The sequence below is a fragment of the Pseudomonas hunanensis genome (genome assembly GCF_013393325.1).
Taxonomy (GTDB): domain Bacteria; phylum Pseudomonadota; class Gammaproteobacteria; order Pseudomonadales; family Pseudomonadaceae; genus Aquipseudomonas; species Aquipseudomonas putida_P.
The window spans coordinates 589,722-602,041 of the sequence record NZ_QJRC01000095.1 but is presented as its reverse complement, the minus strand read 5'-3'; the positions used below and the strand labels follow the sequence as shown (position 1 = coordinate 602,041).

The following is a 12,320-nucleotide window of genomic DNA, read 5'->3' as shown; positions in this document are numbered from 1 at the left end:
CCGCTCCCACCCGCACTCGAGATGAACGAGACGCTACCCGTGAGCCAGATCGCAACAGTTGAAACCCTCACCCAAGCCGACAGCCCGCCCGCCTCGCAATGCTGACCGTCACTATCGGTATGGTCTACGGCGGCACCAGCCCGCTCTACCCCTGAAGAAACTATTCAACGCCCATTTCGGCATGCAGGGCATGTCGAAGTCGTACTCGGGATTCTGTCGCTGGGTCTGGGTGGTGTTGATCAAGTGGTGTGCTGTTCACCCTGATCGAGATCTTCCCGGGGATCGCCGTGTACTTCGTGGCGATCATCGGCCTAGCCGGTGATTTCGCGCTCAAGCTGAAGCTGCCGTTCCTGACCTGGATGGTTTTGTTCGGTCTGACCATGCTGTGTCGTGATCCCTGGCAACGTTGATGAAGTATTGAAACCACTGATCGGTGTGCGGTAGTCGTTACACTAAATGCGCAACGTCGCGGCTTTGAGATTAGGTCAGTATTTCTAACTGCGGAAATACCGATCGATAACTGCGTCGAGGAAGTGCTACATGTCCATCCGATTCGCCTCACATACGGAGCCGTATCCCTAGCGCTGGAGCAAACGCGGGGAGGAGGGGGCAACTTTGTAATGATCTGTCCAGCCTTGGAAGTTTTCCGCGCACCGCCTATGCTACTGTCATTTTGACAGCCTGGCAGGGAGTTTTGATGGCTATCGTTGTCCGCGTTCTCAAAGCGAGGCATGGAGACTGCATCCTGGTCAGCCATGAGGGGCCTGGCGGGGTGTTCAATCTGCTGATAGATGGCGGCACGTCTACCACCTTCAGGCATGGGCCCCGGCAGCGTTATGCCGGAGCGCTATGCAACTCCCTTGATGAGCTGAAAGCCAAAGGGCAGCGCATCGATCTCGCGATTCTCACCCACATTGATGACGATCATATCAATGGGCTCATCAAAGCCTTTGAGAAGCCAGGTTATCTAGGCGATATGGTCAAGTCCATTTGGTTTAACTCTTCGCGATTGATTACACGCCATTTTGACGTGCCTGAAATACCCGAAAATAACATTGAGCTGCTTGACGATGATCCGCAAACAACAGTCAAGCAAGGGAAAGATCTTGAGGAATTGCTTGATAAGATGGGCTGTTCTCGGGCTCCCATTATTATGGAAGGGCAGACACATCAAACGGGCCCCTTCACACTCAAGGTGTTATCGCCTGGCAGGAAACAGCTTGAAAAACTGTTGCATGTATGGCCCCCTGAAGTGGATGCTGGAAAGACATCGGCGCACGAAACTGACTATCATTTAACGCTTCAAGATATCTGGTCAGACGATAAATTTCAATCTGATACCTCTGTTTGCAACGGCAGCTCTATAGCATTCATACTCGAAGCTGATGACCGGCGTATGCTTTTTCTGGGTGATGCACACGATGGCGTAGTGTGCGAAAGCTTGCGGGCTAGTGGCTACAGCGAAACCAATAAGATTCAACTGGATCTTGTTAAGCTGTCGCATCATGGAAGTCAATACAATACCAGTAGTGATTTGTTGGGATTGCTGTATTCGCCGATTTACATCGTATCTACTGATGGGTCTAGGCATGGTCTTCCTAATAAAAGGACGGTGGCCAGAATTATCAAGTATACGCAGGGTAAAGTGTATTTCAATTATCATCATGTGGTTGCCCCTTTGCTGCTGGCTCATGAGATTGAAGAATACTCTTCTCGTCTAGAAGTGCTCGAAGATGAAATTAGATACTAATAAAACAGTTTCGGAAATTATGCAGTCGTACTGCGTGATGGTTAACGGCGGAAGCGGTGTTTTGATGAATGCCATGACGCTGGAGTTTTCCTACGTGCTCACGGCTAGGCACACGGTGTTTGAGGAACCCGCTAAAAACGTGGTGACCGATCATAATCAGAACGCCATTGAAGTGCTGGGGGTCATGGTTTTTCCCAAGGTGGGCCAGCAGGAACCTTTAGATTGTGCAATATTAAAAATCGCACATCAGGCAGGACTATCTCAAAAATCTTGGACTGCTGCTAACTTGCCTCCCATGGCCAATCTTACTTTTGTGGGTCTTCCAAACGCGGAAAGGGCTAGTGCAACACCAATCAAGCATCGGACTGGCCAAGCAGCCAGCGTGGTCAATGACCTTATAACCTTGGAACTGGCGGGAATTCCGAGTAAGGAGGTCATTCAGGGGATGTCTGGGGGGGGCGTTTACCACATTGATGATGATTGTCCGTATCTGGTGGGCGTGGAGTTTGAAATGGAGGCCACTTGTCTGGATCACCAGTATGGTCGCGTCGAGTGTCATGGGCTCGCTCGTTACAATCAACTCCTCACCCTTCATTCTAGTGCGCCAATGGTTCCTCCACATCTGGAGTGCTTTTCGAGGATGCGAGATCGGATTTTCGCGTTTAATGTGTATGATCCAATTAATGTTCAGAACTTAAAATCTGCATTGCTTGCTTTTGCAGATTCATTGATCAAGGGCGGAATGCCTCCACCCTACGAAATCATGACGCGCTATGATACCCAGTTATTGCTAGATTCAGGAGAATCCAGCGTGCTGGAAGCCCGGGAGTTGTGGGTTGCATATCTGGAATTTGTTGTGATATCCGCAATAATGGACGGTACTGGAAGTGCAGATAATAGCTACATCAGTGGAATTGATAAGAAGCGTCGTCTGTTGTACACCGCCGACTCCACCAACTGGCTTCGCCGATTGGATGAGATTCTTAAGATAGCTCGTAAATTACTCGACAAAGATGGCACCCTCGTAGTCGCCTCGCCTGATATTGCCGCAAAGCCTGTTCCTAAAGATTTCATGCTTAAGAATGTTATTGGCAACATAGCAGTCGTCCCAGGTAAGCCATTTTCTATCGATGAAGTTGAGAGTGAGATTTATACTAGTTATAAGCTGACTCATCTTGAGGGGTTGCGCAACAGCTGCGTCATCGAAAGAGAGGATGAGTACCGAAATTTGGCTCCAGGGAATATTCAGTTGCTGGAGCTCAGGAAGAATCTGGATGAAATTATTAATTAAAAATTGCAATTTCGATTTTCTCGCCGCCGAGTTCGATGGCATGGCATTTCATATGTTTCGGTCTGATGATGCGTTATCCTATATTTCGTGTATTGCCTGCTTGTGTCATGAGCCGTCAGCTATCGTGAGAAACTGGCGTGTAATCCAAAATCTTGTATCGGTCCACCACCAACCTCCCGGGAATCTTGCTGCCTGGAACGTCTATATCGCTTTTGTGACGATTGGCACTGTGCCGATTTGGGATAAATACCAGATCGAGAATAACAAATATGCTTCTCGGAAAATAATAATCGATGGGCTTTCTAAATGGCCAACCCTTGAGCAATTGACTGATCATTTGGAAGAGCAGCTCTTAGGGGCAGACTTAACGCTGGATCCCCGTGTTGCGGAATCCCGGGAGCCGTTACTGTCACTGGAGAAGTTCGTACGTGGCGCGCCGTTAGATCAAAAGACGGAGTCCAAGGAAAAACGCGCGTCAATGATTAACGAAATCATAGAATCTCTGAAGAAAAATGAAAATTAAAAAAGTTGAAATTGAGGCGTTTCGCGCTTATAAACTAAAGTCAGAAGGCACATTTGATTTCACAAATTCCGATGATCTGCCCTCTAATTTCGTGGCGATATTTGCTCCTAATGGATTCGGTAAAAGCTCGTTTTATGATGCAGTCGAATGGGCGGTCACGAATCATTTGGAGCGTTTAGGTGGAGACTACAATAGAGCTAATTATGAGGGTGCTGCGCGCGCGACTAAGGATGCAGGCAAAGGACAGGAGATCCTCCGAAACAAATATATCGATGACGACGAAATTAAAACTCGGGTGGTTGTTTCAACAACACTTCCACTTCCTTTTGCGCGAGAGTTTGGGAGAATACGTGCAAACGGGCGTGACTTACGTTTTGGAGAAAGAGGTCGCGAGAACGAATATTTTCGGCGCGTCATCTTGAGCCAAGATGAGATCGACAGGTTTCTTCGAGAGGCGAAGCCGCAAGAACGCTACACGAAGTTTATGGAAAGCTTCGGTGGGGAGACTGAGAAAGTACGTAAGGAATTAACGGTACTCATCCAAGACAACCGAGTTGAGCTTCAGGCTTTGGATTTGCAGCGCGAGGATATTATTGCTGAGCTCAATCAGCCTGTTGATCTCTCCATCTTTGATGGTTTCAATGCGGTGGCCACACAACTCAATGCTGCTGGTGAAAACATCGCGTTGGCGGACGAGAATTTTTCCGCTCAAACAGAGCATGCGTTGAGTGCACATCTTGTATCCCGGCAGCATGAATTGAGCGTAGAGCGCGAAGCAAATATTCGGTCGATTGAAGCTCTTACAGATAGACTGATAAAACTCCCTGAGATTGAACTCCACAGCCAATTCATCATTGGCCAAAAGGCGATTTCTGGCCGGCTTGATCATGGCGTAAAAGATGCTGATCGCTATGAAGAACTTCTGAGTGCTCATGAACAAAGTTCAAGTGATGTTCAGGCAGCAAGTCAGCGTTCCGCGGATATTGCTAGTGTAATTAATCATTCTGTTGGGTTCTTCCAGTCTGAGTCACGCCTCAATGATATCGCTAAACGCCAACTGATACTGGGAGAGAGCCGTCCAGGCCATGCCGCAGAACTTTCGGGATTAGCAAAATCCTTAGATGATATTAACCAGGACCTCAAGGCGGCTGATGATCGCTCTGCCTTTCTAAGGAACTCTATTGATAATGCTGGACCGGTATATGCTGAGCTAAAATCCAATCGCGCGCGCATTGACGTGATCACTCAGCAAATGGCTGAAAAAGAAGTTGCGGCTCGCCTGGATGCAGCAAAGTTGGAGCACCTTCAACTCGATCTGAAACAGATCTCTGGTTTCAAACTTACTGATAACTTTATTCTGTCTACAGCTGAAGGTGCTAAATATCTAGGTCAGGACAAAATTGAGCGCTTGACCAAGTGTTTTGGTGAGTTGGAATCCATTGACCTCCATGACAAAACTGTGCACGCAACTCAGACAGCCTTGGCTGACCAGATGGGCGTGCACGAACGTTTGATCTCAACCGGCCTGGACTACCTTAGTGCATGGCCGTCCAATATCTGCCCGCTATGTAGCGCAACCCACTACGATGCAGAAAAACTCAGAGAGAAAGTTAGGTCTCAGACGTTGCTGTCGCGGCTGAGCCAGGAAAACGCGGACCTGCTCGCACAGTCCGAAGCACGTCGTAAGAATCTGCTGGAAGAAGTAAAATCTATCACGCGAATTGCGGAAGAGGCACATGGCCAGCATTTGGCTGATCTTCGCGGAAAAATCAAAGAATTGAGTGCAAGGCTGGAGCTCATTGATCGAGACAAGTCTGATCTAGAGGTGGAGAAGCGTGCCTTAGAAGATAGATTCAATATCCTTGATAAAATTGTGTGGAGTCTCACCCAAGATGAGCTTATAACCCGTGCCCACGCCGAAATTGCTCAGCTTTCTGTCAAGCGCTCCGGATTTGTGAATCGTCAAGCTGAGTTGTCTGAAGAAATTTCACAGCTTACTCGTAGAATTTCACAAATTGATGCCGATTTGCAGGCGCTTACAACTGAAGCCGGTACCCTCAAGTCGCAAACATCTTACCAATTGGTCTCTAAGTATCTGGTCAATAATGGTGTCAGTTCAGCCCAGTTGTCTGAGCACTGCCAATCCGAGAAGAGTAAAGCTGAAGCGCAACTTGCTAGCGCCAAGGCCGAAGTTAATGAGCTTGCAGCTCAGTGCACTGCACTCCAGCAAAAGATGGTGTCCGATGGCACATGGGTGAATTTTGCTCAACTTCGATCTCAGAAGGAAGGGGTCGATCTGCAGTTGGCACGCGCTCAGTCCGCTATTAACGCGTTCTATGAAAGTCTTGCTACCTTCGTCGTTGTTCACTTGCAGGAAAGTTTAGATCAAGTCCAAGCGCTGATTAATAGCGAGCTGCAAGCCCGTCGCGTGCGCTCCGAGCAACTTGAATCCACGGAAAACAGTTTCAAGCTGCTTTTGGAACTGATGACTTCCTTCAAACCCTACCTCAAGCGCTTATCCCTTCAAAGTGAGTTGGCTGATCTGGAATTGCGGCTAGATCAGCGTAATCAGGTGGACGCGCTTCTGTGTGCAGAGCGGGAGTCTGTTATCGAGCAACTGAAGACATTGATTAAAAATTTCTTTTACGAAGATCTTATAAATACTATCTACAGGAAGATTGACCCACACCCCTCATTCAAAAAGGTGGAGTTCAAACCGGATTTTGAGTCTTCTAGCCCCGGATTGAATATTGTCGTGAGTGACGAGAACGGAATTTTAATTTCGCCAATTCTGTATTTCAGTGCTGCTCAGTCAAATATCCTCAGTCTTAGTGTGTTTTTGGCCAGCGCGCTTCACGCCAAGGATGATCATGGGAATCCGATCGATGTCGTTATGATTGATGATCCTATTCAATCAATGGACTCCATCAATATTCTCTCGACCATCGATCTGTTACGGAGCATCTGCCTCCAGTTCGATAAGCAAGTTATTATTTCTACTCACGACGAAAATTTCTTTGGGCTTTTGCAGCGGAAAATTCCTGCGGAGATTTTGGGTGCGAAGTTCATGCAGTTGGAGAAGTTTGGTGTGGTGGTTCCGGTTGAGCCATTCCTTAACTAGCATGTCGTCACGGAAGAGATGGATTTGCCCCTTTCGTGACGCACTACCCAGCGGCGGTTATTTAAGGCGGTGGTGTTCATTTGACTGAACTTGCACTGGATGCAGTGTGAGGAATTTGTTGCTGGCTGGAGGGGTGCTACAAATTATATTGACGTTTCGAATCAGATAGCCGTTGAGTAAACTGGTTTTGCGCGGACCTTGGACACTGCAGGTCCAGATGTTTCGCCCATTTGGCAGTTTTAGATGGATGCCCATTTTTTCAAAATGGCGTTGAATGCTCCGCCAATCTTTTTTCATTCCGTGGCCATTGGCGCTCTCCGGATGCTCAGTGATGTACAGCTGGAAAATACCAGGGGTGACTAAGAAGAGCATTCCATTCACTGTGTGAACCTTGGCCTTGCTGTCGTTGACCACCAAGCGATGAGTATGGATTCCGTCGCGCAGCCACTCAAGAAAGGCAAGCCCCGCGGCTTCCTGGGGGGCCGCAGCGGCGGATTGAAGGCTTCCCGTACTTGATCCAGTATCCAGCTCGCTTGGCACTTGCAACATGTCCAGCAAATCGTCGAGATAGTCAAAATCCTGGTTCGGGTGCTCGGGTACGGGCTGCTTCCCTTCCGGCGTTGGTTGCGGTAGATCCAAAGCAGACTCGCAGGTTTCACCGGTCGGCAGGGAACCGTCTGTTATCGGCTCTACCTTGCCCCTAAAGCAGTCTGGCCGAGGGTCATCGGCCCAGATAAGACTTGGCTGCAGACGAAGAAAGGTAAAGCGCTGTTGCCAGTTATCGTCTGCGACGGTCGCGCGCCATACCGCTTTGCCTTCGGGTGTTGCATCCACCAATCCATGGGACTGCAACTCATCGAACAGGGCGATATTGGAGGAGGGGATGCCATCCACTGCCTGAGCCAACAGGTGGGCGCGCAGTTTGTCGGTGGCGATCTTGCTGACCAGCCACAGATGGTCTTCGGTGAGCCAGCCGGACGCGCCGGGCTGGTTGAATTTGAACTCGTTTTTGACCAGGTGACGCAGGCCCGTGAGCAGGTGATGCTGCAACGAGTTTTTGGGGGCCAGCAGGGCCTTGGTGGGGTTGGCGCCGATATTCTGCGCGGTGGAGACCCGGTCAGCTTGCAGCACTATTTCCCCGATGGTACCGGCATGCTCGTAGTGGTTGGTCAGCAGAAACAGTAGGTGGTCCCACAGGATTGGATAGCTGCTGAGCCAGTCGAGCTGGCGGGATGTCAAAACTTGTGTGTACAGCAGCCCGGTGGCGGCGCCGTGAAGCTTGTAGTCGCGGCCGACTATGTAGCGAAAGCGGTAGGGCTGGGTCAATGGACCGTGCCAGGGGTGCCAGACCTCACCATTCTGATACTCCACCTGCAGGTCGACGGCAATCTTGCCAATGTCGTGGAGCAGGGCGCCGTAGGCAATCGCTGCGCTCCAGGCGTCGGCCTGCGCGGCTTGGTCTTCTGGGGCAGCACCGCTGGGCAGCAGATACGACTGGCGCAGCTTCAGGCTGCAGGCCACCAGTTCTAGTCCATGGTCCAGCATGCCGCCCGGGTAGGCATGGTGGTGGCTTTCGCTGGCAGGGAGTTGCTGTACATAGCTGGCGTAACGGCGGATCGGGTCGAGGTAGAGCTGATTGAACTGCGGCTCGGAGAGCGCTGTGTATTGCCAGATGCGCTCCAGCAGCTTTTTGCGGTGGTCGGCACCGAGCAGGGATTCAGAGGAGAGCGGGAGGATAAACCCCTCGGGCGCTGCAGCGAGCGTGGGCTCCGCGGCATTGCCTTTTTGATGTTTGAACCACCAGCGCTTCATCGCGGTACCTGCCTTGCATTTAGGAGGTCCTTTTGCTTTTTCGGATAGGCCTCTTACCCTTGTGCCCCCTTCCATTGCCACCGTTACCCTTTACCGCCTTGGCCTTTTTCGCGAGTGCGAAAATTCGAAGCCTGGCGCATCAGGTTACCTGTGATATCGGAATGGCCTGTCCTTTTTTCGGGAGGTAGACTGTTCGGCACTATTTGGGGGAAGGTAGCCTGATGACGTTGAACGATGCCATTTTAATCGTGCTACTGGCCGACCGGATTCATGGGACCGATGCTGCCATTCGATCAACAGCCAAGCGCTGTGCGAAACAGCTGCCACGTAGTCAGCGCGATATGCTTTTCAAAATCGGCAACAGTGCTGCACCTCGTGAACTAGTGGGCCACCTTTGCCAGTTCTTGCCGGACTGATTAGTCACATAGATATGTGCACATATTGAAGGATGAAAAGTTAGCTGAAGAGCCAATTCACGCTCGGCTAGTACTTGTGCCTCAGGTAATATAACCACACATGCCCCCAACCCTAGGAAAGATTTCACATGTCCAAACTTGCCGAATTCAAAGCACTGGAAGCTCAACTGGCTGCTCAACTTCAACAGCTGGACGCGATGAAAAACGATTCCGGCCTGAAGCAGGAAATCGAGTTTGAACAAAAGCTCAAGGCTCTGCTGGATGAGTACGGCATGAGCCTGCGCCAGGTCATCACCATTCTGGACCCGTCCAAGGGCGTGAGCGTAGCCACCTCCAGCGCCGCCACCGGCGCTCAGCGCAAGCCGCGTGAGGTCAAACGCTACAAGCACCCCCACAGCGGCGAGATCGTCGAAACCAAGGGCGGCAATCACAAGATCCTCAAGCAGTGGAAGCAGGAGCACGGCTCGGATGTCGTCGAGAGCTGGGTGCAGTAATCGCGTGCTCAATTGCAGCGACAGATGCTCGGCGTTGCAGGCAAAACAAAGGCCCCGGTAGGGGCCTTTGTATTTGAAGTGAAAAGTCACGACGTGAGACGTTCAGTCGTCTCGCGGGACTGATCCAACTGCAGCGCCAAGAGGTACTCGGACGCTTCGCGGGCCAGCCCACTGGCGCGGAAGATAGCCCGCTTGTCTTCCTTGAGAATTTTCAACCAGGACGCCAGGTACTCCTCGTGGCGCAACTCGCCCTGCGTGCCGGTGAGGGCGCAGAGAAATGCTGCACCCATCTCCGCGACCAATTCCTCGAAGGCGTAGGCTGCAGAGCCAAACGCGTGCCCGCCCGTGATGCCTTCTCGGTTGAGGCGAGCGTGGTGACCCGACCAGTGCGTCAGTTCGTGTAACGCGGTTGCGTAGTAGCTGCCGACGTCCACGAACTGGGCCTTGGTGGGCAATTGGATGAGATCCCGGATCGGTAGATAGAACGCGTCATCCCCGTAGCGATGTTCGATACGTGCGCCGCTGGCGGCCAACAGTCGCTCCGCAGGTGCATATTCGATGAACATCACCGGATCTTCACCGTCGTCGTGGTGCTGCTCGTCGTTGGGTAGTCCCTCGGTCTGCTCGATGTTGAACAGGCAATGGGTCCGTAGCAGAGCGAACTGCACCATCTTGACGTTACCTTGCTCATCAAGGACGACCTGACCGTCTTCGTCGTGCGCTTCCTTGCTCATGGGTTTGTACAGCACCGCGAGGGTCGATTGTTCGCCCTTGCGTATGTGACCACCGGCTTTGCGAGCCTGGTTGTAGGTGAGCCAGCGATCTTGGCGGTACCCGCGCAGGCGGGCTTCGGCCCACAGCAGCGGAATGTTGATGCCGGCGTAGAGGCGCCGGGTGATCGCGTTAATGGGGAAAGGTGCGTCAGCACTGGAGCCTGAAGTGGTCCAGGGTTTGATCCAGGGGATGACCCCTTGGCTTAGGGCACTGACAATCTTGTTGGTGACGTCCAGGTAGATATCGGACATGACGTTCTCCAGTCAAAAAGGGGAACGCTGCCCGGCCGGGAAGGGTTCCCGGTGGGGTAAGTGGACAGTGGTAGTGTGGGTGTTCAGGCCGATGAGATGTCCAAACCGATCTCATGTGGCAACTTGATGTGCAGAAAAACAGGGCCGGTTTTTGGCGTGATGTGAGTTACCAGTAGCTGAGGGGCAGCCGTCGATGAGTTTGAGTCGCTCTGGAAAGCATGACCGAGCAGCAGCTCGAGCGACTGGCGCAGGTGGTGATCTACTGAAGCCAGAGCGATGCCCAATACGGCTTGCAAGCGCTGTCCTGATTGCTCGACTGCGTCAGTAGCCGTACCAACCTCAGCGATGAATTTCCATACGCCTGGGCTCAGGACAATGGCGGGTAAGGAGCGGTTCTTCCTGGACACTGGTGCCTCCCGGGAGCTGATCCTGCGATGGCTTCACGAACAACTTGGGGGAAGTCCCATCGCTACAACTCACACTGTGAACTGGGCGTGTCTAGGCATTAAAACGCTCTTGCCGGTGGGGTCAATGCCCAAGCCAGGGCACCGCGAAGGTCGAGTTTCCAGCCGCTTCCAGCGAAGGCTTTCCATCCCAAACTTCCAGATGAAAGGCTCGCTGCTGTTGGCGTAGATTGAAATGAGCGATATCCCAGAGAGGCACTAGCTCGTGCTTTCCCGGGACATCGCGGGTGTTGCGAGAGCATTCAGGATTTCCCGGAGAGGGCAATCTCTGCAGCGATGTACAAGTGGGTGGATGCGGCCTCAACTACCAGCGATCCGCTGGTGCCGCGTAGGCTTTCCAGGACGGGATCATCAAGGTCGAAGTACTCAGCAAAATCGTCGCCGCCGAATTCACTGCTTGCGCGATTCCACCAGGTGTCGAAGTCGTCGACGTCAGGGTTGCAGCCCATGGCATAGGCAATGTGTTTGCGGCTACCTCCGTCGGATTTGCTTTCACCGAACTCAGACATGAGGTAGACACCGTGGTCTTTGACCAAGACGACTCTGCAGCCGATGACGGCCGCTTCAGTCAAGACAGCATGAAGTTCAGTTCCTGTGAAGCGCAACATGGTGAGTTCCTCCAGGCAGTGCGGAGGAATTCCACCCATGCGGGAAGAATTCCCAGCACGGAAATGGAAAAGGGGCCTCAACGGAGCAGGTCTCCGTGAGGCAGATGTGAAAGAGCGCTCATCACCGCGGGAGCGGTAACCGGGCGAGCCACCGAACGCTAATCGCCCTTGGGACAACCATCACGGGAGTGACGTAGCCTTTAAGGTTATGGCCACCTGGGGTGCCGGGTTACCAGCGCTTGCAAGTTCGATTTATCAAGCGGGCCGGCATTGCGTCAATAGGAATTTTCAGAAGGGTGCAATGCGTCAATCCATGCGGTGCCACTGGCGGTCAGCAGCGTAAACCAAGTGATCAACGGTCATGGAAAACCGTGGGGGAGGAGTAAGCTAGAGCTTGGATCCAAACTCTTTGTAGCGGTTTGGCCGCACGTGCGGTGAAGTAAACGGAGGTACGAAAATGACGGCCCAAGCTACTTCAAACTCCAGCCGTACTCCATTCGGCAAGTACTTGATTCGTGCCGCAGGTCGAGCGGGACGATTGGTGAATCAGCTAGAAACCAGCGTTTTGCACTCACCGATTTTGGCGAAGGTGCCGCTTGGGTATCGCCGGGTGGGTATGCAGATCGTTAAGTTGATGCTGATGCTTGCTGTCGCATCAGTCGCTTTTTTCCTGGCGATCGGAATGGTTGCTCTGTGGACCCTCGCGGCGCTGCCCATTAAAAGTGATAGGCAACCTCGGATATACGAGGTAAGTCATCCCCAGCACCAAAGCAAATATCCTGAGATGTACGATGATAATGGGTCTCCTAGATAATC

General features: G+C 51.9%; 12 protein-coding genes. 8 read left to right on the top strand and 4 right to left on the bottom strand.

Translation table 11 applies throughout. The features are described 5' to 3' along the window. Positions 1–248: 248 nt before the first annotated feature. From DM807_RS19590 to DM807_RS19570, 5 genes are all read left to right on the top strand, one after another. Entirely contained in the window at positions 249–410 is a 162-nt protein-coding gene (locus DM807_RS19590; protein WP_155737851.1) for a hypothetical protein, read from the top strand. A gap of 287 nt (positions 411–697) precedes the next feature. Next, positions 698–1,750 (top strand): ComEC/Rec2 family competence protein, encoded by a 1,053-nt coding sequence (locus tag DM807_RS19585; protein ID WP_063425428.1) that lies wholly within the window; start codon positions 698–700, stop codon positions 1,748–1,750. After that, entirely contained in the window at positions 1,734–3,041 is a 1,308-nt protein-coding gene (locus DM807_RS19580) for an ABC-three component system protein (protein ID WP_232876971.1), read from the top strand. The genes DM807_RS19585 and DM807_RS19580 overlap by 17 nt, the downstream gene beginning before the upstream one ends. Continuing rightward, on the top strand, positions 3,025–3,564 hold the full coding sequence (locus DM807_RS19575) for a hypothetical protein (protein WP_179027778.1): 540 nt from the start codon (positions 3,025–3,027) through the stop codon (positions 3,562–3,564). Before DM807_RS19580 ends, DM807_RS19575 begins: the two co-directional genes overlap by 17 nt. Continuing rightward, a complete protein-coding gene (locus DM807_RS19570; protein ID WP_179027777.1) occupies positions 3,554–6,685 on the top strand; it encodes an AAA family ATPase in 3,132 nt (1,043 codons plus the stop codon). Before DM807_RS19575 ends, DM807_RS19570 begins: the two co-directional genes overlap by 11 nt. Before the next feature lie 57 nt (positions 6,686–6,742). On the opposite strand, the gene mobH is transcribed toward DM807_RS19570, so the two are convergent. Next, a complete protein-coding gene (gene mobH / locus DM807_RS19565; RefSeq protein ID WP_179027776.1) occupies positions 6,743–8,497 on the bottom strand; it encodes a MobH family relaxase in 1,755 nt (584 codons plus the stop codon). A 221-nt stretch (positions 8,498–8,718) separates the two neighbouring features. On the opposite strand from mobH, the gene DM807_RS19560 reads away from it, so the two are divergent. Continuing rightward, positions 8,719–8,913: a DUF7740 domain-containing protein gene (locus DM807_RS19560; RefSeq protein WP_081238047.1), complete on the top strand. Its 195-nt coding sequence runs from the start codon at positions 8,719–8,721 to the stop codon at positions 8,911–8,913. Positions 8,914–9,041: 128 nt separating this feature from the next. Further along, complete coding sequence (locus DM807_RS19555) at positions 9,042–9,407, top strand: histone-like nucleoid-structuring protein, MvaT/MvaU family (RefSeq protein ID WP_063425438.1); 366 nt, start codon at positions 9,042–9,044, stop codon at positions 9,405–9,407. 86 nt (positions 9,408–9,493) lie between these two features. On the opposite strand, the gene DM807_RS19550 is transcribed toward DM807_RS19555, so the two are convergent. From DM807_RS19550 to DM807_RS19540, 3 genes are all read right to left on the bottom strand, one after another. Continuing rightward, positions 9,494–10,432, bottom strand: coding sequence for an ArdC family protein (locus tag DM807_RS19550; protein ID WP_179027775.1), 939 nt, complete (start codon positions 10,430–10,432; stop codon positions 9,494–9,496). An 83-nt stretch (positions 10,433–10,515) separates the two neighbouring features. After that, on the bottom strand, positions 10,516–10,839 hold the full coding sequence (locus DM807_RS19545; RefSeq protein WP_063425442.1) for a hypothetical protein: 324 nt from the start codon (positions 10,837–10,839) through the stop codon (positions 10,516–10,518). A gap of 299 nt (positions 10,840–11,138) precedes the next feature. Further along, positions 11,139–11,504 carry a DUF3085 domain-containing protein gene (locus DM807_RS19540; protein WP_063425444.1) on the bottom strand — a complete coding sequence of 122 codons (366 nt, stop codon included), beginning with the start codon at positions 11,502–11,504 and terminating at the stop codon, positions 11,139–11,141. 457 nt (positions 11,505–11,961) lie between these two features. On the opposite strand from DM807_RS19540, the gene DM807_RS19535 reads away from it, so the two are divergent. Continuing rightward, complete coding sequence (locus DM807_RS19535) at positions 11,962–12,318, top strand: hypothetical protein (protein WP_063423889.1); 357 nt, start codon at positions 11,962–11,964, stop codon at positions 12,316–12,318. Positions 12,319–12,320 lie beyond the last annotated feature (2 nt).